The sequence below is a fragment of the Rhizorhabdus antheiae genome, from assembly GCF_049889055.1.
Classification (GTDB): Bacteria; Pseudomonadota; Alphaproteobacteria; order Sphingomonadales; family Sphingomonadaceae; genus Rhizorhabdus.
Genome location: NZ_JBLTWO010000003.1, coordinates 121850 through 140830 on the forward strand (window position 1 = coordinate 121850; position 18981 = coordinate 140830).

Below are 18981 nucleotides of genomic sequence, written 5' to 3' on the forward strand. Positions count from 1 at the left end.
AGACCGTTCGATTCCGGTTCTCGCAAACGAGTTCCGGCACCCTCCGCGATTATCCGTTTCTCATCCGCGCTGCAGCGCACCCACAATACTCTGCTGCCACGCGGACAGGTCCTTCGCGCTCAATCCTTTGGCTCTGCTACGATGGCCCCAAGAGCAAGACTAAATGCCGCAGACTTTCCGCCATAAGCGTAACATAAATTTATTGCTGCAGTGCGATATTTACGTTTGCTTTGGCTATGTAACATGCTGTTCTTTACGGCGTGACCGCCATCTCGGACAATCGGGCCCTGTGGCTCGCTCGCCATATCTGCCCGCACGAACCAGCGCTGCGGCGCTGGCTCTTGGGCCGGGTCCGCGACGGCCATCAGATAGATGACATTGTCCAGGAAACCTATGCCAAGCTGGCAACAGTTACTTCCGTCGAGCATATTGAAAATCCTCGGGCTTATTTTTTCCGTGTGGCTCTCAATGTGATCGCAACCGAAATCCGCAAGGCACCTGTCGTTTCGCTGGATTCGCTCAGCGAGATGGAACGGCTTGGGATCGAGGCGCCCGACGAACGGATCGATTCGATGGCCGAGATGCGCCAGGAACTCCGGCTCGTTGCCGAGGCGGTCGCGCAGTTACCAGAGAAGTGCCGCGAGGTTTTCATTCTGCGCAAGGTCCATGGGCTGTCACAGCGGGAAATCGCCAGGCACCTGGGCGTCTCGGAGAATACGGTAGAAAAGCATGTGGGGCGTGGAATAAGACATTTGAAAATTTTCTTTGGCCGTGGCGGAAAAAGCGACCGCCCCGCGTCTAAGGACCAAATACCCGAAGCCGGAATATATGATCAGTCGAGAAACGAGTTCGGAGATTGACGACCATGCGGCACAATGGGCCGCCAGGGTCGATCGATCGCCGCTGTCCTCCGAGGAGCAGCGCAATTTGGAAATCTGGCTCGCCGGCGATAGCCGGCGCGTCGGCGCTTATGCCATGGCGCGTGCGGCACTCGTTCGGGTCGACGCTGCGCGCGCGCTGGGGGCGGACTATGATCCCGAGCAGTTCATCGCCGGTGCCGCCCAGAATGACAATGGCGCAGGATGGCTGAGCCGTCGACGGCTCCTGGGTATGTCCGCCAGCGTTCTCGCCGTCGCGGGCGCCGGCCTCGTCGGCATGAACCTGCTCGGAGGCCGGCGCTATTCGACGACGACGGGCGGCATGCTGCGCGTTTCACTGGAGGACGGCAGCATCGTCAACCTCAACACCGAAAGCACGTTGGAGGTTCGCTTCGACGGGCAGCAGCGTACTGTCTTCCTGCGCGCGGGCGAGGCCCTGTTCGAAGTCGCGCGCGACAGGGCGAGGCCATTTGTGGTCATGGCGGGCGAGACCGGCGTGCGGGCAGTTGGCACATCCTTTACGGTACGGCGCGAAGCGGACAAGCGCGTCGCTGTCGTGGTCAGCGAGGGTGAGGTCGAAGTCACCCAGCGCGGAATCGATGTCCCGGCCGTTCGTCTGACCGAAAATATGATGGCGCAAGCCGATCCCGAGGCGGTCGTCCCGATCGAGACGAGCACGATTGATCAGGGGGCGGTGGCGCGCCGCCTGTTCTGGCGGGAAGGCAAGATCGGGTTCAGTGACACCACGCTGGGCGAAGCATCAGCCGAATTCGCACGCTACAGCGACATCCGTATCGTCATTCCCGAGACGCAGGTCGCCGAGCAGCGCGTCACGGGCCTGTTTACCGCGACGGACCCCGCTGGCTTTGCCGACGCCGCCGCCGCAAGCCTCGGCCTCAAGGTGCAGCATAGCGGGAATATCATTCGGATTCTGGCCCAGACGAGTGCAATGCACCCAAGGGATCTGTAGCCTGACCAAGTGCCCGTAACCGGCTATCATTCACTGTGCTCCATCGGCGGAACGACGAAGTCGGCGCGACAGGTACGGCAGGTGGGCATTTCCTTGTGGCAGCCGCGACCAAGCTGATCGTGAAAGCTTTGTCTTCGCTGGCTCACGAGAGTCTCGGCAAGAGACTCCGAGGCAAGGTTGCCGACCGGGTCGACGCGGCTAAAATCCTGGCAGCAGGCAAGCACGGTACCATCACAGTCCACGATCAGGCTGCGAAAAATCTCTGGTCGACATTCGACCGGGCCTGGGTCGAAAGCAAGCTTTTCGAAGACCGCATCGTCAAAGCCGAGGCGATTGCTCATCGAGCTGAAAACGACGTTGGCGGCACCTCGCTCATAGAAATAATCGAGAATAGTCGGCCGTTCGGCAATGTTCATCCGGCTGATCGGTACCGAGACCGTCACTTTTCCCGGAAACTCGCGAAGGATCATCGGATATTTGGTGTGAACCCGCTCTGCGCGCAGCGGCTGCATCAAATAATCATAGGTTTCGGGGATAAGGGACTCGCAGTGCAGCGCGATCGTCGAAACATAATCATTCAATTCGGCATGTCGCACCGGGTCATAGGCAGCGCCATTGGTGTTCACGCTCAGCGGGACGTTGGGCATGCGTTCCCGAAGATAGCGAGCGCGGTCCATGACGAAAGGATCGACCAGGCCATCGCCAAACAGCCCGAAAGCAATTCCACCCGCAACCGGCAGATCGTTCGCGACGACCTCGTCGATGATCTTGCGAAACAGGGACATCGGCATGGGCTGGCGGGGTGAATGCGCAGTTACGCTTTTGCCGGTCGGGCAATGGACACAAGAGGCGTTACATGTGCCGGTCGTACCGAGGATGATGTGATCGAGCCAAGCTGGCAGGATCGCATCTTGCCGGCAGCCAAGCCTCGCGACGTTCAGAAGCTCGACCGGCACATGTTCGAGTTCGACGATCCGGCCGAAATATCGCTGAGCATCAGCGCGTCGGCCTAGATCCAGGTATATGCTGGCCAGCTGGAACAATATGTGAGGATTGTCCTGTTGCCGCGCGTCCGCCTCCAGATAGGCGGCCAACGCCTCCTCGAGGCGACCCGATCTGTGGAAACTCCTGGCAAGTTGTCGCCAACCGGAAGCTCCCACCGGCGGATCTGTATCGAAGCGGACAATAACTCTCGCATAGAGTTCTTCTGCCTCGTTTTTCTTGCCCGTTTCGTCCAGTGCCGCTGCGAGCTGAAACAGGGTGTCGGCATGATCTGGCCGGTAACGATCCGCCTGGCGATAGGCGGTAAGCGCTTCGTCGGGCAGACCAAGCTCGCGCAGGCAATGGCCAAGTTGGAGCCAGACGCCGGCACGTTCCGGGCGGCGGCTGACAATCTCTCGGTAGGCATCCGCCGCCTCTGCCCAGCGCCCCTGATCGCGCAGCGCATCCGCCATCCTGATCCTGGGTCGATCGAGCAATTTGAGTAAGTTTCGCACCGTCCGCCTATCTGCTCCGGCGATTGGTAGCACGAACGGCATCAGCCCGCGGCAAGGACTTGCTCCAGTTTGGCTGAATATCTCTTCGATCCACCGGCTTCCGTCGCGTGCGCACCATTTCTCTGACATTGGTGGAAGAGTGTGGGGCTTGCCATGCCTTTGGCGGCCTGTGAGCGAGCAACATTGTGACCGTCGGTGCTGTAAGACTAGTAAAATGTCCTCGCGACTCCGTGCGGCCGCGCGCGGAGCACGCGACGTGTCAGATCGCCCATGACGGACTATAAACTGTCGGATTATTTTACAGCCCCGCCAAAGATCCGTAAATGGGCAGCCGCCAGCGCCCGCTAATGTTGCCATTTAAGGGCTTGGCGTGAATTTTGCTAAACAGGCCGGACGACGACGAGATATGGATCGGGTGCTGCGGATGTTCGGTTACTGGGTTGCTTTGGTCATGCGTTTCGCTGCGTTCATCCTCGGGCTGGCGATTGTCAGCGCGCAGGGGGCCTATGCGGCCAATCTGATCACCAATGGCAGTTTCGAAAGCGGTTTCACCGGCTGGACGATTACCAATGTCCAGAGCAGCACCGGAACCGGCTCCGAACCGGTGAGAATCCTGACCTATGGTTCGTCGAGCAACGGCGCCTATGGCGAGATTGTCCCGGTCGATACTGCGGTCGGCAATCCGGGGCTGGACCCTGCCGGCAGCAGCGCGGTCTATTTCGTGTCGGATTTCGCCGCACCGCAGACTCTGTCGCAAAGCTTGTCCCTGATCGGCGGCAAGACCTACCAGCTCGGCTTCGATCTCTATATTCCCGCCAATGGCGCTGGCAATCCGGGCGATGCGCGCTTTCAGGCCTCGATCTTCGGTACCAATGTTCTGGATGTGACCGTTTCGAGCCTGGGCCAGCAGCAGTGGCAGACCTACTCCAGCGACTTCACTTTCGTAGCGGACATGTCCGGATCGCTGAATTTCAACTTCTTCACCAACAGTTTTCCGTCCAAGGACGTCGTGCTCGACCGGGTTTATCTGACCGAAGTCGTGAGCACCGCGCCCGAGCCGTCGACCTGGGCGATGATGCTCCTCGGCTTCGGGGCGCTCGGCTGGGCCCAGCGGCGCAAGGCTGCTGCCGACCGGATGGTGGCGGTTCCCAACTGATCCGGGACGCGGCGCGAAGGGGCGCCGGTAATCGGGACGGAAGGGGCTTGGCGGATGCCTAAGTCCTGTCTGTGCGGACAGTCGTCACCGCAGTCGCAGCTTCGCAAATACGCTCCAGACGCTCGGCGGGCGACCCGAGCACGCGCAGATATTGGCGGATGAACCGGCCCGTGCCGAGCCGGACGACGCCGTCGGTGATCAGATACAGTGCCTCGAGCAGGTGCGGGTTGCGCATCAGGACCATCTGCAACAGATGCTGGTCATCGGGAAAAGGCCGCCCATCGGGCAGCGCCTGCCAAGGCTCCGCCGCCGCGCGCAACATGTCTTCGGACAGCGTCTGCCGGGTGATCTCCCACCAGCGCATGGCGATCTCGCGACCCAGCTCATGGCCGAGGTTGAGGAAGAAGACGCCGTTGTTGATCGCCCAGCGTTCGGCATCCGGTGCGCCGGGCGCCGCGACCAGCGCATAAGCTTCCCGTCTACCCAGAAAGCGCCGGATATCGAAATCGGGCTGGAGGATCAGCGCATCGGCATCGAGATAGAGGAACCAGCCGCGCCAGCCCGCGTCGAGCAGGTCCTTCAGAATCTCGATCCGGTTCAGCGATGCCTGCCATGGGTGATAGCCGCGCCGCACGCCCACAAAGGGACGAAAGTCGATGTCGTTGGCGTCGCAGAAGGCGCGATGGACCGGGGCGGTTGCAGCCAGCATCGCCTCATAGTCCGGGCCGGCCGCAGTCTGTGCCAGGATCATCTTCTGGGTGGAATGGACGATCCCGTCGATCAGCATGAAGACCTCATAGCCAGAGTGGCGCCGCCCGGTTTTCGCGCCTTTTTTGAACGGGTCAACCGCGCGGATGGGTTGATCGTCTGCCCGTGGACAGGCGCTGACCTAAACCCTAGAGACAATGCTCGTCCACCCAGCCATGGAATATCCGATGCTCACGCTGTCCTCTACCGTCCGGGCTGTGCCCGATATGCTCACCGCCGATGTCGACGGCGAGACGGTGATGATGGATGCCGAGAGCGGCCATTATTATAATCTGGACCCGATCGGCAGCCGCATCTGGCATGCGCTCGCGGAACCCACCCGCGTCGAGGCGCTGTGCGACCAACTTGCCGCCGATTATGACGCGCCGATCGAGCTGATCCGCAAGGACGTGCTTACGCTGTTGGAGACCCTCGACGAGCGCAAGCTGCTGATCGTCGACGCCGACTGACGAGCGCTCGGACGGGGTCAGTTCGTCTCGGCGAAGAGCGCGGAGGCCTCGGCGAAGCGCGGGTTGCGGCGCAGCGTCTGCCCGCCGCTCACATGGATCGTCTGGCCGGTTACGAAGCGCGCTTCATTGCTCGCCAGCCACAGCGGCACATCGGCCACCTCGGCGACGACACCGGGGCGGCCTGCGACCGACACTTCGGCGCCTTCGGCGCGATAGAGGCGGGCGATGACGGCGACCAGATTGCCCGGCGCCGCGCCGATGACGATCGCGCGCCGGCCCGCCAGCCGCCCGCTCATGCCGCCACTCCCAGGTCGATCTCGGGCAGCGTCGATCGGCCGTCCCAGTCGCGCGCCAGGGCAATCCCGGCGTCATGGCCCTCGCGCGATCCTGCGCCGCAGATAAGCTCGAACAGCAGGCCCGGCTGCTTCGAATCGGCGAAATAGATCACCCGCACCGCAACATTCTCGGCAGAGAAGACCCGCTGCATGCCGCTTGCATCGAACAGCGCCGCTTCCGCGTCGAGATCGTCGACGATCCAGGCGAGATGGTGCAGCCCGGCGATCGGGCGTCCCGCCTCGTCCTGATAGGGGGAGGGGGAATTGCTGCGCACCTGGATGAACTCGATCTGCTCGGTCCCGCGATAGCCGAGCGCGACGTCGATCACCACGCGGGTGGCCTGGTCGCGATAGCGGCCCTCAAGCGCGACGTTGCGATAGATCTGCCACGGCCCGACGCCCAGAGTGTCGCTCCAGAAGCGCACCGAATGGTCCAGATCGTCGGTGACGAAGCCGATCTGGTCGATCGGCGCGCGGTGCTCGCGGACGGGCATGGCAGTCTCTCCTCGGTTCGCGGCATTTTGCCGTCTGCGGCGGGCGATAGCATGGGCGATCATCGATCGGGTAGCCGCAGTGCGGTGAAAAGAATCTGTGCAACGCTTGGCCTCTCGTCGAGCGGTGCGGGCTCGGCTATGCCGCCACTATGGCCCTTGCTCCCAATACCGCCCAGACGGCTCGCTTCGACACCGATCCGGCCCCCGCGATCGATGCACCCTCGCTGCGGTTCTTCGTCTTCGGGCTGTTCTTCATCTTCGGCGGGATCACCTCGCTGAATGACATCATCATCCCGAAGCTGAAGGACCTGTTCACGCTCAACTATACGCAGGCGATGCTGGTGCAGTTCTGCTTCTTCGCCGCCTATGCGATCGTCGGCATTCCCGGCGCGCAGCTGGTCAAGCGGGTCGGCTATATGCGGGGCGCGGTCGTCGGTCTGCTGGCGATGATGCTCGGCTGCCTGCTGTTCATCCCGGCGAGCGCCTATGCGACCTATCCGCTGTTCCTGTTCGCCTTGTTCGTCCTCGCCAGCGGCGTCGTCATCGTGCAGGTCGTCGCCAATCCGCTGATCAGCCTGCTCGGTCCCGCGAGCACCGCGTCGAGCCGGCTGACCTTCGCCCAGGCCTTCAATTCGCTCGGCACCACCCTCTTTCCCTATGTAGGCGCGATCCTGATCCTCGGCAGTCTGGCCGGAACCGACTCCAAGGGGCTTACAGGCGCCGCGCTCGATGCTTATCGGACGGCAGAAAGCCGGGCGATCGTCCATGGCTATGTCGGGCTCGCGATCGCGCTGGCGGTCATCGCGGGCGTGGTGTGGCTGCTGCGCGATCGGCTGAAGGGCGAAAAGCATGAAAGCGCCAGCTTGCTGTCGGGGCTCTCGCTCCTCCGGCGGCAGCGCTTCGGTTTCGGCGCGCTGTCGATCTTCCTCTATGTCGGCGCCGAGGTCGCCATCGGATCGCTGCTGGTCAGCTATCTCGAGCAACCCCACGCGCTAGGCCTGACCGAGCAGCAGGCGGGCAAGCTCATCCCCTTCTATTGGGGCGGCGCGCTCGTGGGGCGGTTCATCGGTTCGGCGACGTTGCGCTTCATCAATCCGGGCGTGGCGCTGGCCGGTGTGGCGCTGTCGGCGATCGTACTGGTGCTGGTCGCGGCGGGCATGGCTGGTCCGGTCGGTGCCTATGCGCTGCTGGCGGTCGGGCTGGCCAATGCGATCATGTTTCCGACGATCTTCAGCCTCGCCTGCGCGGGATTGGGTGCGAAGACCGCCGACGGCTCGGGCGTGATCAACGTCGCAATCTGCGGTGGAGCGATCGTCCCGCTGCTGGTGGGTGGGCTGGCCGACTGGAGCGGCAGCCTCTCGATCGCCTTGTCGATCCCGGTCGCCTGCTATGCGGCGATCGGCTGCTACGGACTTTTCGCGCGCAGGCCGGTCGCGTGAACAACGGGGGATATCCGGCACATCGGGAGAGACCGTGATGATCCGCTATCTGCCAATGGCTTTTGCGTTTGGGTTGGCCGTGCCGGCCGCCGCTCAACAGGCCCCCGTTTCGCTCGAAGGACGCTGGACGGTCGATCTCTCGGCCGAGCCTGGGCAGGTCTACACCAAGGACATGGTCCTCAAGCTCGCGGCCGACGGGACAGTCAGCGGAAGCTTCTACGATAGCGAGATCGAGGCGGGTCGCTGGAAGACCGACCGCGGCCGCACCTGCGTCAGCTTCCGCACGACCGACGGCGTGGGCCCCTATCACAGCGCCGCCTGTCTGCGCGGGGATCAGGTGGAGGGCCAGACCTGGGCCGAGCAGCGCCGCTTCCTGTTCAATTGGAATGCGGTGCGGGCGAAATAGGCGGACTCCCCTCCACCGGCTGCGCCGGTCCCCCTCCCCGTGCCGGGGAGGAACGTGCTGCAGTCCTCCCCGGGACGGAAAGGGGGACCATCCGCAGGATGGTGGAGGGGTTTTCCGTCCCTAAATCCTCGCAACCTGATTTTTTCGATGACGGCCTCCGCCGCGCGCCGGCGGCCGCCGAAGATCGCATAGAGCGCCACGCCCGGCACGTTCCAGTTCAGGCGGCAGAGCTGGGTGCGGCCCAGCAGGCTTGCGAGTAGATGGAGGCATCCGCAGATCGCGACGAGGCCGGTGCGCCCGGGCGAAGGGCGTGCGGAACCTGTGCGTCGCGTCGGGCGCCCGGCTTCGACATCGTCGACAGCCTTCTCGGTGCGTCCGATCACCCCGTGAAGCTTCACCGCCACCCTGGACATGACCTCGAATTGTTCCGTTAGAGGCGCATGGCCCGGGGCCGGAAGACCAAGCTGTCCATAGTCATAGCTGCATCGCCGCCCGGCCTGCCCGATTGTCCGGGGGTGTCCCACATGAGGCGCACGGGAGAGAGGAAAGCCGAATGGGTGTGCCGTCAGGCGTCGCAAGCGACAGGGTCGTCGATTTTGACATCTTCAACCCGCCGGGGGTCGAGAGCGACTATTTCGCCGCCTGGCAGAGGCTTGCGCGGCCCGAGGGTCCGGGCATGGTCTGGACCACGGCCAATGGCGGCCACTGGATCGCCACGCGTGGCGACATTGTGCGCAGTCTGTGGGCCGATAGTGAGCGTCTGTCGAGCGAGGTACTCGCGGTGACGCCCGGTCTGGGCGAGATGATGAAGTTCATCCCGCTGCAGCAGGATCCGCCCGAGCACGGACCCTTCCGCCTGTCGGTGATGAAGGGGCTGGCTTCGCGCTATGTCGTGGCGCTGGAGCCCAAGGTCGCGGAGGTCACGCGCGAGCTGATCGCCACGATCAAGCCGGCGGGGGCGTGCGAGTTCGTCGAGGAGTTCGCGGAGATCCTCCCGCTGCACATCTTCCTGACGCTGATCGACGTGCCCCTGACCGATCGCCCCCGCCTGCGCGCGCTGGGTGCGCAGCTCACGCGGCCCGATGGCTCGATGACGGTCGAGCAGTTGCGCGATGCGGCGGACGATTATCTGCGCCCTTTCATCGAAGCGCGCATGGCCAATCCGGGCGAGGATCTGTTCAGCCGGATCTTCGTCGCGGGCGTCGACGGCCGTCCCTGGACTATGGACGAGGCGCGGCGCATGTGCCGCAACCTGCTGTTCGGCGGTCTCGATACCGTCGTGGCGATGATCGGGATGATTACGCTGCATCTCGCACGGCATCCGCAGGACCAGACCTATTTGCGGGCCCACCCCGAACTTCTGCCGCAGGCGGCCGACGAACTGATGCGCCGCTATCCGACCGTCTCGGTCAGCCGCAATGCGGTGGTCGACATGGAGATCGACGGTGTGCAGGTCCGGGCCGGAGACATCGTCTATCTTCCCAGTGTCCTCCATAATCTCGACCCATCGGCCTTCGAGGTGCCGGAGGAGGTGCGCTATGACCGCGCCCTCAATCCCACGCGCCACACGACGCTGGGTGCAGGCGCGCATCGCTGCGTCGGCGCGGGTCTCGCGCGCATGGAGGTGATCGTCTTCCTGCGCGAATGGCTTGCCAACATGCCCGATATCCGGCTCGATCCCGACAAACCGGTCATGATGAAGGGTGGTAATGTCGGCGCCTGTACCGCGCTGCCGCTGATCTGGGACTGACGCATCGGCGCGGGCCCGAAGCTCAGACGACGAAGCGCGTCGCGAACTCGTGTGCGGTCGTCTCGAGCCGGCCCAGTTCGTCGTCGACATGACGGAAGCCGCTGGCGAGCGCGTCGATCTCGCTGGCCACCGCTTCGGTCTCCGCCCGGATGGCGGAGATGGTCAGCGACATCGTATCCGCCGCGAGCGCGGTCTCGTCGACCGCGCCGGTGATGCTGGTTACGGTGGTGGCCTGTTCGTCCATCGCCTGCCGAATTCGCTCGGCACGCTGCTTGACCTCGCCGACAGTGGCCCGGATCGATCCATTGGCGTCGAGGGCCTGCCGTGTGGCCGACTGGATCGCCATGATCTTCTGGGCAATGTCGTCGGTGGCGCGCGCAGTCTGGCTGGCGAGGTTCTTCACCTCCTGCGCGACGACGGCAAAGCCACGCCCGGCGTCGCCGGCGCGGGCGGCCTCGATCGTTGCGTTCAGGGCCAGCAGATTGGTCTGCCCGGCAATGTCGCGAATCAAGCCGAGGATCGACTCGATTGCACGGGCGTGGGTCGACAGCGCTTCCGAGACGGCGACGGCATCGGTTGACTGATCGGCGGCCCGGGTCGCGACGCTGGCGGCCTGCTCGACCTCGTGGCGCGCATCCGCAATCGCCCGGATGAGCCCGGCGGCGGTGATCGCGGCTTCGCGCATCGCGCTGGCGGATTGTTCGGATGCTGCGGCCACCTCGGATGCCTTGCCGAGCATCCCGCGCGTCGTAGCTGCCGTTGTTCCGGTCTGCGCGCTCAGCGACCGCGAGCGAACCCGCGTGGTCGCCACCATATCCCCGATATCGGTACGGAAGGCTTCGCTGGCGGCCTCGCGAGCCATCGACGCGCGCGTCTGGCGGATCGCATTGTCATAGGACAGGGTCAGTTCGAGTTCGACCCCGCCGAGCATGTTGATGCTGCGTTGAGCGAACAGGATAAAGGCGGGATCGTCCGAGAACCGCTCGGCGATCCGATCGACCGCCAGATGCGTTTCGCCATACATCTCCATCAGGAAAGTGGGGGCGGGCACCTCGAGCCGGTGGATGAACTTTGCCGTCTGGTTGAGGATCCGCATCCAGTCGAGATCGATCGGCCGGGTATAGAGAAAGCGCCGTCGATCGATCAGATGGGCGACGTCGAAGGATAGATTTTCGTTGCCGGGTCGCTTGCGCAGCGACCGCAGCACCGGTTCCCAGTGATCGCGCGCTGCGTCGAGGATGATGTCCGATGCGCGATCCCACAGTGCGGCGAGCCGCTCCCGCAGCCGGCCCCCGGCATCATAGGTCTGGATCCGTCGGAGGAAATCCTCGTCGGTCAGCGCCTTCGATCGTGCGTCCTTCGCGGGACGTGCAACGGCCGCCATGTCCATGGCCTTCTCCTCTTGGACGCGGCAATGAACCCCTTCTGGTTAATGAAAGGTAAGCAGCACGGCCGCCTACCGCAAATAAGGCGCCGTTACCCTAGCGTAATGGTTCGCCGATGATGGCCGGCAAATCGAGCCCCTGCGCTCGTGCGCAGTCGAGCGCGATGTCATAGCCGGCATCGGCGTGGCGCATGACGCCGGTCGCGGGGTCGTTCCACAATACCCGCTCCAGCCGCCGCGCCGCCGCCTCGCTGCCGTCGGCGACGATGACCATCCCCGAATGCTGCGAATAGCCCATGCCCACGCCGCCGCCATGATGCAGCGACACCCAGGTCGCGCCTGAGGCGGTGTTGAGAAGGGCATTGAGCAGGGGCCAGTCGGAGACCGCGTCGCTGCCGTCGCGCATTGCTTCGGTCTCGCGGTTGGGGCTGGCGACCGAGCCGCTGTCGAGATGGTCGCGGCCGATCACGACGGGCGCCTTCAACTCGCCGCTCGCGACCATGGCATTGAAAGCGAGCCCAAGCCGGTGACGGTCGCCGAGGCCCACCCAGCAGATGCGGGCGGGAAGGCCCTGGAACTGGATGCGCTCGCGCGCCATGTCGAGCCAGCGATGCAGATGGGTGTCGTCGGGCAGAAGCTCCTTCACCTTGGCGTCGGTCTTCCAGATATCCTCGGGGTCGCCCGACAGCGCGACCCAGCGGAACGGGCCGACCCCGCGGCAGAAAAGCGGACGGATATAGGCAGGGACGAAGCCGGGAAAATCGAACGCATTTTCGACGCCCTCGTCCTTCGCCATCTGCCTGATGTTGTTGCCATAATCGGTGGTCGGCACACCGGCCGCCCGGAAGTCGAGCATTGCGCGGACATGCGCGGCCATCGACGCCCTGGCGGCCTTTGCAACGACTTCGGGCTCGCGCTCGCGCCGCTCGATCCACTCGGCAACCGTCCAGCCGGCGGGCAGATAGCCGTTGACCGGATCATGCGCCGAGGTCTGGTCGGTGAGCAGGTCGGGGCGGATGCCGCGCCGGTAGAGTTCGGGCAGGATTTCGGCAGCATTGCCGAGCAGGCCGACCGACAGCGGCGTGCGCGCGGCGCAACTCTCCTCGATGATCGCCATCGCGTCGTCGATCGTCTCGGCGGCGCGGTCGAGATAGCCGGTGCGCAGGCGCATCTCGATCCGGCTGGGCTGGCATTCGATCGCGAGGCAGGAGGCGCCGGCCATGACTGCCGCCAGTGGCTGCGCGCCGCCCATGCCGCCCAGGCCTGCGGTCAGCAGCCAGCGGCCAGACAGGTCGCCGCCATGATGCTGGCGTCCCATTTCGACGAAGGTCTCGTAGGTGCCCTGAACGATGCCCTGCGTGCCGATATAGATCCAGCTGCCGGCGGTCATCTGGCCGTACATCGCCAGACCCTTGCGATCGAGCTCGGCGAAATGCTCCCAGTTGGCCCATTTGGGCACGAGGTTGGAATTGGCGATCAGCACGCGCGGCGCGTCGGCGTGGGTGCGGAACACGCCGACCGGCTTGCCCGACTGGATCAGCAGCGTCTGGTCGTCCTCCAGCCGGCGCAGCGTCTCGACGATCCGGTCATAGCTTTCCCAGTCGCGCGCGGCGCGGCCGATCCCGCCATAGACGACCAGCTCCTCGGGCCGCTCGGCGACGTCAGGGTGAAGGTTGTTCATCAGCATCCGCAGTGGCGCCTCGGTCAGCCAGCTCTTGGCCGATAGCGTGGTGCCGGTGGCAGGGCGGATGGTGCGGCTGTTGTCGAGGCGGGTCATGGCTTGTCCGTTCAGCGGGTGCAGGCGAAGGCGAGGCAGGCGTCGAGCACCTGGCGCAGCGTGGCGATGGTTTCGGGCCGCGGCGCGAAAGGGGCGGGCCAGCTGTCTGGCGTCGGTGTCGCGGGCTCGTCGAGATAGCCGCGCATCGCCAGCTCCATCTGGATCGCATGAACCCCGTCCTGCGGCTGTCCGTAGTGGCGCGTCGTCCAGCCGCCCCGGAAACGCCCGTCGACGACATGGCTCTCGCCGCTGCCGGCCACCACCGCTTCGACCGCCTCACGCAGCGCGGGGGCGCAGGTCGAGCCGCCGTTGGTGCCGATGTTGAACAGCGGCAGCTGGCCGTCGAACAGGCGGGGCATGTGGCTGAGGATCGAATGGGCGTCGTAGAGTACGACCTGGCCGTGGCGGGCACGCAGCCGCTCGATCTCCGCCGTCAACGCCTGATGATAGGGCTCGAAATAGCGGGTGCGGCGATCGGCGATCTCCTGCTCGTCGGGCGTCCGGTCGCGGTAGAGCGGTTCGCCAGCGAAGGTCGTCGTCGGACAGAGTTCGGTCGTGGTCATGCCCGGATAGAGCGAGGCGCCCGAGGGATCGCGGTTCACGTCGATCACGCTGCGCGAGATGCGGGTGCGGACGGTGGTCGCGCCGAGATCGGCGGCGAAGCCATAGACCCGGTCGATCCACCAGTCGGCATCCTTGCGGGCGAGCCAGAGCGACGCGAAGCGGTCTTCATAGTCGGCGGGAATGTCGGTGCCGCTATGGGGGAAGGCGACGATAAGCGGCGCCTCTCGCTGCTTGATCTCCAGCCAGTCGGTCATGCAATCCCCGGCAGGTCGCAGGCCGCCGCGCGCACGACCGCGCCCGAGCGGATAAGGGCGTTGGCGGCCTCCATGTCGGGGTGAAAGTGGCGGTCTTCCTGCAGCATCGGCACCTGCGCCCGCAACAGGCGCCGCACCGCCTCCAGCACGTCACTCGACGCCAGCGGCTGGTGGAAGTCGCAGCCCTGCACGGCGGCGAGCAGCTCGATCCCGACGACCGCGCCCGCATTGGCCGCCATGTCGAGCAGCCGCCGCGCGCCATGGGCGGCCATCGAGACATGGTCTTCCTGATTGGCCGAGGTCGGCAGCGAGTCCACGCTCGCCGGTGTCGCACGCTGCTTGTTCTCGGACACGAGCGCCGCCGCCGTCACCTGCGGGATCATGAAGCCCGAATTGAGCCCCGGCTTGGGCGTCAGGAAAGCGGGCAGGCCCGACAGCGCGGGATCGACGAGCATCGCGATGCGGCGTTCGGTGATCGATCCGATCTCGCAGATGGCGAGCGCGATCATATCGGCGGCGAAGGCGACGGGTTCGGCATGGAAATTGCCGCCCGACAACGCCTCGTCGGTGTCGGAGAAGATCAGCGGATTGTCGGTGACGCCATTGGCCTCGATCTCAAGCGTGCCGGCGGCGTGGCGCAGCATGTCGAGCACCGCGCCCATCACCTGCGGCTGGCAGCGCAGGCAATAGGGGTCCTGCACCCGGGCGTCGCCTTCGAGATGGCTCGCGCGGATCGCCGATCCGGCCATCAGGTCGCGCAGCGTCGCGGCGACCTCGATCTGGCCCGGCTGGCGGCGCAGCTGGTGGATGCGGTCGTCGAACGGCGTGTCGGAGCCCTTCGCCGCCTCGGTCGCCAGCGCGCCGGTGACGAGCGCCGACTGGAACAGGGTCTCGGTCTCGAACAGCCCGGCCAGCGCATTGGCGGTGGAGAATTGGGTGCCGTTGAGCAGCGCCAGCCCTTCTTTGGGCCCGAGCGTCAGCGGGTTGAGCCCGGCCTTCGCCAGCGCGCCGCCGGCGGTCAGCGTCTTGCCCGCGATCTGGATATGGCCGACCCCGATCATCGCCGCCGCCATATGCGCGAGCGGAGCGAGGTCGCCGCTGGCGCCGACCGAGCCCTGGGCGGGGATGACGGGGGTGAGCCCTGCGAACAGCATCGCTTCGAGCAGCCGGATCGTCTCGGGCCGGACGCCCGATGCGCCCTGCGCGAGGCTGGCGAGCTTGAGCGCCATCATGAGCCGAACGACGGGCACCGGGGAGGGGGCGCCCGTACCGGCGGCATGGCTCAGCACGATATTGCGCTGAAGCGTGGCCAGATCCTCGTCACCGATCCTGACGCTGGCGAGCTTGCCGAAGCCCGTGTTCAACCCATAGACGGGTTCATGCCGCGCGATGATCCGCTCCACGGCAGCGGCGCTCGCCTCGATCGGCCCCATCGATGCCGGATCGAGCGTCGGCACCGCGCCGCGATAGATGGCGCGCCAGTCGGCCAGCGTCACCGCGCCGGGCTTCAAGAAGATCGTGTTCATAAGCCCTTCCACACACGGCCGTGGAGGGGGGTGTCCCCCATCCGATAGACCAGTTCGGCCAGATGCTCGACATCCCAGATGGCGAGGTCGCATTGCTTGCCGGCCTCGAGCGTGCCGGCGCGGTCCTGCAGGCCGAGCGCGCGGGAGGCATTGCGCGTCACCGCGAGCAGGCATTCCTCGACCGTCAGCCGGAACAGCGTCGCCCCCATGTTCATCGCGAGCAGGATCGAGGTCAGCGGCGCGGTGCCGGGATTGCAGTCGGTCGCCAGCGCGATCGGCACGCCCGCCGCGCGCAGCGCCGCGACCGGCGGCTTGCGCTCCTCGCGGGTGAAATAGAAGGCGCCGGGCAGCAGCGTGGCGACGGTGCCGGCACGGGCCATCGCCTCTACGCCGTCGTCGTCCAGATATTCGAGATGGTCGGCCGACAGCGCGCCGGCCTCGGCCGCCAGCCGCGCGCCGTGGAGGTTCGACAGCTGCTCGGCGTGGAGCTTGACCGGCAGGCCCGTCTTGCGCGCCGCGTCGAACACGCGCTGCGTCTGGTCTGGCGTGAAGCCGATCCCCTCGCAAAAGGCATCGACTGCATCGGCCAGCCCGGCTTGGGCGGCGGCCGGGATCATCTGCGTGCAGACCAGATCGACATAGCCGTCGGGATCGTCGCGATATTCCGGGGGAAGCGCATGGGCGCCGAGCAGCGTGGTCCGCACGCCGATCGCCCGCGCGCTGCCGATCCGGCGCGCAGCGCGGAGCATGCGCAACTCGGTGTCGAGGTTCAGGCCATAGCCCGACTTGATCTCGATCGTCGTCACGCCCTCGGCGATCAGCCGGTCGACGCGGGGCAGGGCGCCTTCGACCAGTTGGTCTTCATCGGCGGCCCGCGTCGCTGCCATGGTCGAGACGATGCCGCCGCCGGCCCGCGCGATTTCTTCGTAGGAGGCACCCTCCAGCCGCAGCTCGAACTCGTGGGCGCGGTTACCGGCGTGGACGATGTGGGTGTGGCAGTCGATCAGCCCAGGCGTGATCCAGCGGCCGCCGCAGTCGGTCGTCTCGACCGGGTCGAAGCGGGGCGCGTCGCTTGCGGGACCGGCATAGAGAATCTCGCCGTCGCGTGCGGCGACGACGCCGTCCTCGACGACGCCCAATCCTGCACCGGTCGGCCCTGCGCCGGCCATCGTCGCCAGCCGCGCCTGTTTCCAAAGACGGTCGCACCGCATGTTTCGAGTCTCCGCCATCATCATTGCACCGCCTTCCAATAATGTATAGACATTATCGAAGGAGGCCGGAGATGGCGGACAGGCACTTTCATTTCGGCCAGGCGCTGCTGCCGGGTGGTTGGGCCGACGACGTGCGCATCGCCGTCAACGACACCGGCTGGATCGAGCAGGTCCGGCCGGGCCAGCGCGCCGAGGCCGGCGACGAGCGGGCGGCGGTGGCGCTGCCGGGACTGCCCAATCTCCACAGCCACGCCTTCCAGCGCGGCATGGCGGGGCTCGCCGAGGTGGCAGGGCATGGCCCCGACAGCTTCTGGACCTGGCGCGAGCTGATGTACCGCTTCGTCGGGCGGATGACGCCCGACCAGCTGCTCGCGATCGCCGCCATGGCCTATGTCGAGATGCTGGAGACAGGCTTCACCCGCGCCGGCGAGTTCCACTATCTTCACCATGACCGGGATGGCGCCGCCTATGCCGACCCGGCGACGATGAGCCGCGCGATCGTCGAGGCGGCGCGCGAAAGCGGCATCGCGCTGTCCCATCTTCCGGTCTTCTATGCCCAAGGCGGGTTCGGCGGCCAGCCGCCCGGCGAGGCGCAGCGGCGCTTTCTCCACGATGTCGACGGTTTCGCCCGGCTGGTCGAGGCGCTGGGGCCGGTCGTGGCGGCGCTGCCCGATGCCGTGCTGGGCGTGGCGCCGCACAGCCTGCGCGCGACGACGGGCGAGCAGCTGCGCGCGGTCGCGGCGCTGAGCCCCGGCCCGGTCCATATCCACATCGCCGAACAGGAGAAGGAGGTCGCTGACTGCCTCGCCTGGAGCGGCGCGCGCCCGGTCGACTGGCTGCTCGACCATGCGCCCGTCGGCCCCGACTGGTGCCTGGTCCATGCGACGCACGTCACGCCGGACGAGGCGCGGCGGATGTGCGAGGCGGACGTGGTCGCGGGGCTGTGTCCGATCACCGAGGCCAATCTGGGCGACGGTATATTTCCGGCCGAGCATTTCGGCGGCGCCATCGGCATCGGTTCGGACTCGAACGTCCTGATCGACGCGACCGAGGAATTGCGGCTGCTCGAATATGGCCAGCGGCTGGCGCGGCGGCGGCGGAACCTGTTCGCCGCGCCAGGCGGATCGACCGGCGGCGCGCTCTATCGCGCGGCGCTGGCCGGGGGAGGGCAGGCGCTGGGCGCTGCCAGCGCGATCGCCGAGGGCCCGGCCGATTTCGTCACGCTCGACATGGACCATGTCTCGCTGGCGGGCCGGCGCGGCGATGCGATCCTCGACGGGCTGATCTTCGCCGCCGGATCGCGCGCGATCGACGGGCTCTGGCGGCGCGGGCGGCAGGTCGTTAGGGGCGGTCGCCATGTTGCGCGCGACCGCATTGCCGCCCGCTACCGCCGCACGCTGGAGGACCTGCTCGCATGACGCGTATCTCGATCCACGATCGCATCCGGCAGGAGATCGAGGAGCGCATCATGTCGGGCACATGGGAGGCGGGCCACAAGCTGCCGCCCGAACATGAGCTGATGACCGCCTATGGCTGCTCGCGGATGACCGTGCACAAGGCGATCGACGGCCTGGTCGACCGGGGCCTGATCGAACGCCGCAAGCGCGCCGGCAGCTTCGTCGCAGCCCCCACCGCGCACCGCGCCGCGCTGGAGATCCCCGACGTCTCGGTCGAGATCGCTGCGCGGGGGCAGGTGCACCGGCTGGGCCTGATCGAGCGGGTCGAGCGCGAGGCCGACGCGCTCGACCGCGAGCGGCTGGGCGTCGCGGGCGGGGCGGTGCTGTGGCTGCGCTGCCTGCACCGCGCCGAGGATCGCCCCTTTGCGCTGGAGGAGCGGCTGATCAGCCTCGACGCGGTGCCGGCGGCGCGCGCGGTCGACTTCGCAGCGGAGAGCCCCGGCCGCTGGCTGCTGGGCCATGTCCCCTGGACCGACGCGCGCCACCGCATCGCCGCCATCGCCGCCAGGCTGCCGGTGGCCGAACGGCTCGGCGTCCCGCTCGGCTCGCCCTGTCTTTCGGTCGAGCGCTGGACCTGGCGCAACGATGCGCGGATCACCTGGGTCCGCCTCACCTATCCGGGCGACCGCTATGCTCTGGAGGCGGGCTTCCTCGCCTGAGGCGTCGG

18 protein-coding genes are annotated in these 18981 nt (G+C 66.1%); 9 read left to right on the forward strand and 9 right to left on the reverse strand.

The window, feature by feature from the left end; genetic code table 11:
• Positions 1-260: 260 nt before the first annotated feature.
• Positions 261-860: an RNA polymerase sigma factor gene (locus tag ACNI3R_RS08145; RefSeq protein ID WP_426181784.1), complete on the forward strand. Its 600-nt coding sequence runs from the start codon at positions 261-263 to the stop codon at positions 858-860.
• Positions 829-1848, forward strand: a complete 1020-nt coding sequence (locus tag ACNI3R_RS08150) for a FecR family protein (protein ID WP_426181787.1) — start codon at positions 829-831, stop codon at positions 1846-1848. The genes ACNI3R_RS08145 and ACNI3R_RS08150 overlap by 32 nt, the downstream gene beginning before the upstream one ends.
• 26 nt (positions 1849-1874) lie before the next feature.
• Here the strand turns inward: ACNI3R_RS08150 and ACNI3R_RS08155 are convergent, their stop codons facing one another.
• The gene (locus ACNI3R_RS08155; RefSeq protein ID WP_426181790.1) at positions 1875-3302 is read right to left on the reverse strand and encodes a tetratricopeptide repeat protein; all 1428 of its coding nucleotides are present in this window, start codon (positions 3300-3302) and stop codon (positions 1875-1877) included.
• A gap of 493 nt (positions 3303-3795) precedes the next feature.
• On the opposite strand from ACNI3R_RS08155, the gene ACNI3R_RS08160 reads away from it, so the two are divergent.
• Positions 3796-4500 (forward strand): PEPxxWA-CTERM sorting domain-containing protein, encoded by a 705-nt coding sequence (locus ACNI3R_RS08160; protein ID WP_426181792.1) that lies wholly within the window; start codon positions 3796-3798, stop codon positions 4498-4500.
• Between the two features lie 58 nt (positions 4501-4558).
• On the opposite strand, the gene ACNI3R_RS08165 is transcribed toward ACNI3R_RS08160, so the two are convergent.
• Positions 4559-5287: a hypothetical protein gene (locus ACNI3R_RS08165; RefSeq protein WP_426181795.1), complete on the reverse strand. Its 729-nt coding sequence runs from the start codon at positions 5285-5287 to the stop codon at positions 4559-4561.
• Between the two features lie 148 nt (positions 5288-5435).
• Here ACNI3R_RS08165 and ACNI3R_RS08170 point away from each other — a divergent pair, with 148 nt between their 5' ends.
• Positions 5436-5717: a PqqD family peptide modification chaperone gene (locus ACNI3R_RS08170; protein ID WP_426181798.1), complete on the forward strand. Its 282-nt coding sequence runs from the start codon at positions 5436-5438 to the stop codon at positions 5715-5717.
• Between the two features lie 17 nt (positions 5718-5734).
• On the opposite strand, the gene ACNI3R_RS08175 is transcribed toward ACNI3R_RS08170, so the two are convergent.
• Both ACNI3R_RS08175 and ACNI3R_RS08180 read right to left on the reverse strand, forming a co-directional pair.
• Positions 5735-6013 (reverse strand): SDR family oxidoreductase, encoded by a 279-nt coding sequence (locus tag ACNI3R_RS08175; RefSeq protein ID WP_426181800.1) that lies wholly within the window; start codon positions 6011-6013, stop codon positions 5735-5737.
• Positions 6010-6546 (reverse strand): VOC family protein, encoded by a 537-nt coding sequence (locus ACNI3R_RS08180; protein ID WP_426181803.1) that lies wholly within the window; start codon positions 6544-6546, stop codon positions 6010-6012. The genes ACNI3R_RS08175 and ACNI3R_RS08180 overlap by 4 nt, the downstream gene beginning before the upstream one ends.
• 149 nt (positions 6547-6695) lie before the next feature.
• Here ACNI3R_RS08180 and ACNI3R_RS08185 point away from each other — a divergent pair, with 149 nt between their 5' ends.
• From ACNI3R_RS08185 to ACNI3R_RS08195, 3 genes are all read left to right on the forward strand, one after another.
• On the forward strand, positions 6696-7985 hold the full coding sequence (locus ACNI3R_RS08185) for a sugar MFS transporter (protein WP_426181806.1): 1290 nt from the start codon (positions 6696-6698) through the stop codon (positions 7983-7985).
• A gap of 37 nt (positions 7986-8022) precedes the next feature.
• The gene (locus ACNI3R_RS08190; RefSeq protein ID WP_426181809.1) at positions 8023-8391 is read left to right on the forward strand and encodes a hypothetical protein; all 369 of its coding nucleotides are present in this window, start codon (positions 8023-8025) and stop codon (positions 8389-8391) included.
• Positions 8392-8944: 553 nt separating this feature from the next.
• Entirely contained in the window at positions 8945-10141 is a 1197-nt protein-coding gene (locus tag ACNI3R_RS08195) for a cytochrome P450 (protein WP_426181811.1), read from the forward strand.
• A gap of 22 nt (positions 10142-10163) precedes the next feature.
• Here the strand turns inward: ACNI3R_RS08195 and ACNI3R_RS08200 are convergent, their stop codons facing one another.
• The 5 genes from ACNI3R_RS08200 to hutI form a co-directional block, all read right to left on the reverse strand.
• Positions 10164-11531 carry a methyl-accepting chemotaxis protein gene (locus tag ACNI3R_RS08200; protein WP_426181813.1) on the reverse strand — a complete coding sequence of 456 codons (1368 nt, stop codon included), beginning with the start codon at positions 11529-11531 and terminating at the stop codon, positions 10164-10166.
• A gap of 91 nt (positions 11532-11622) precedes the next feature.
• Positions 11623-13302 (reverse strand): urocanate hydratase, encoded by a 1680-nt coding sequence (gene hutU / locus ACNI3R_RS08205; protein ID WP_426181815.1) that lies wholly within the window; start codon positions 13300-13302, stop codon positions 11623-11625.
• An 11-nt stretch (positions 13303-13313) separates the two neighbouring features.
• Positions 13314-14120: an N-formylglutamate deformylase gene (gene hutG / locus ACNI3R_RS08210; protein ID WP_426181818.1), complete on the reverse strand. Its 807-nt coding sequence runs from the start codon at positions 14118-14120 to the stop codon at positions 13314-13316.
• Positions 14117-15646: a histidine ammonia-lyase gene (hutH, locus tag ACNI3R_RS08215; protein WP_426181821.1), complete on the reverse strand. Its 1530-nt coding sequence runs from the start codon at positions 15644-15646 to the stop codon at positions 14117-14119. The genes hutG and hutH overlap by 4 nt, the downstream gene beginning before the upstream one ends.
• Positions 15643-16857, reverse strand: a complete 1215-nt coding sequence (gene hutI, locus ACNI3R_RS08220) for an imidazolonepropionase (protein WP_426181824.1) — start codon at positions 16855-16857, stop codon at positions 15643-15645. The genes hutH and hutI overlap by 4 nt, the downstream gene beginning before the upstream one ends.
• A gap of 71 nt (positions 16858-16928) precedes the next feature.
• Between hutI and ACNI3R_RS08225 the strand changes: the two genes are divergently transcribed.
• Together ACNI3R_RS08225 and hutC are read left to right on the forward strand one after the other, a co-directional pair.
• Complete coding sequence (locus tag ACNI3R_RS08225; RefSeq protein WP_426181826.1) at positions 16929-18275, forward strand: formimidoylglutamate deiminase; 1347 nt, start codon at positions 16929-16931, stop codon at positions 18273-18275.
• On the forward strand, positions 18272-18973 hold the full coding sequence (hutC, locus tag ACNI3R_RS08230) for a histidine utilization repressor (protein WP_426181829.1): 702 nt from the start codon (positions 18272-18274) through the stop codon (positions 18971-18973). The genes ACNI3R_RS08225 and hutC overlap by 4 nt, the downstream gene beginning before the upstream one ends.
• Positions 18974-18981 lie beyond the last annotated feature (8 nt).

What these genes read in the sequence shown, in the direction of transcription:
- ACNI3R_RS08155 (WP_426181790.1), bottom strand. Translation starts at nt 3,302, where the DNA reads ATGGCGGATGCGCTGCGCGATCAGGGGCGCTGGGCAGAGGCGGCGGAT.
- ACNI3R_RS08185 (WP_426181806.1), top strand. Translation starts at nt 6,696, where the DNA reads ATGGCCCTTGCTCCCAATACCGCCCAGACGGCTCGCTTCGACACCGAT.
- ACNI3R_RS08200 (WP_426181813.1), bottom strand. Translation starts at nt 11,531, where the DNA reads ATGGACATGGCGGCCGTTGCACGTCCCGCGAAGGACGCACGATCGAAG.
- ACNI3R_RS08150 (WP_426181787.1), top strand. Translation starts at nt 829, where the DNA reads ATGATCAGTCGAGAAACGAGTTCGGAGATTGACGACCATGCGGCACAA.
- ACNI3R_RS08180 (WP_426181803.1), bottom strand. Translation starts at nt 6,546, where the DNA reads ATGCCCGTCCGCGAGCACCGCGCGCCGATCGACCAGATCGGCTTCGTC.
- ACNI3R_RS08195 (WP_426181811.1), top strand. Translation starts at nt 8,945, where the DNA reads ATGGGTGTGCCGTCAGGCGTCGCAAGCGACAGGGTCGTCGATTTTGAC.
- ACNI3R_RS08165 (WP_426181795.1), bottom strand. Translation starts at nt 5,287, where the DNA reads ATGCTGATCGACGGGATCGTCCATTCCACCCAGAAGATGATCCTGGCA.
- ACNI3R_RS08225 (WP_426181826.1), top strand. Translation starts at nt 16,929, where the DNA reads ATGGCGGACAGGCACTTTCATTTCGGCCAGGCGCTGCTGCCGGGTGGT.
- hutU (WP_426181815.1), bottom strand. Translation starts at nt 13,302, where the DNA reads ATGACCCGCCTCGACAACAGCCGCACCATCCGCCCTGCCACCGGCACC.
- ACNI3R_RS08190 (WP_426181809.1), top strand. Translation starts at nt 8,023, where the DNA reads ATGATCCGCTATCTGCCAATGGCTTTTGCGTTTGGGTTGGCCGTGCCG.
- ACNI3R_RS08175 (WP_426181800.1), bottom strand. Translation starts at nt 6,013, where the DNA reads ATGAGCGGGCGGCTGGCGGGCCGGCGCGCGATCGTCATCGGCGCGGCG.
- hutC (WP_426181829.1), top strand. Translation starts at nt 18,272, where the DNA reads ATGACGCGTATCTCGATCCACGATCGCATCCGGCAGGAGATCGAGGAG.
- ACNI3R_RS08160 (WP_426181792.1), top strand. Translation starts at nt 3,796, where the DNA reads ATGCGTTTCGCTGCGTTCATCCTCGGGCTGGCGATTGTCAGCGCGCAG.
- hutG (WP_426181818.1), bottom strand. Translation starts at nt 14,120, where the DNA reads ATGACCGACTGGCTGGAGATCAAGCAGCGAGAGGCGCCGCTTATCGTC.
- hutI (WP_426181824.1), bottom strand. Translation starts at nt 16,857, where the DNA reads ATGCGGTGCGACCGTCTTTGGAAACAGGCGCGGCTGGCGACGATGGCC.
- ACNI3R_RS08170 (WP_426181798.1), top strand. Translation starts at nt 5,436, where the DNA reads ATGCTCACGCTGTCCTCTACCGTCCGGGCTGTGCCCGATATGCTCACC.
- hutH (WP_426181821.1), bottom strand. Translation starts at nt 15,646, where the DNA reads ATGAACACGATCTTCTTGAAGCCCGGCGCGGTGACGCTGGCCGACTGG.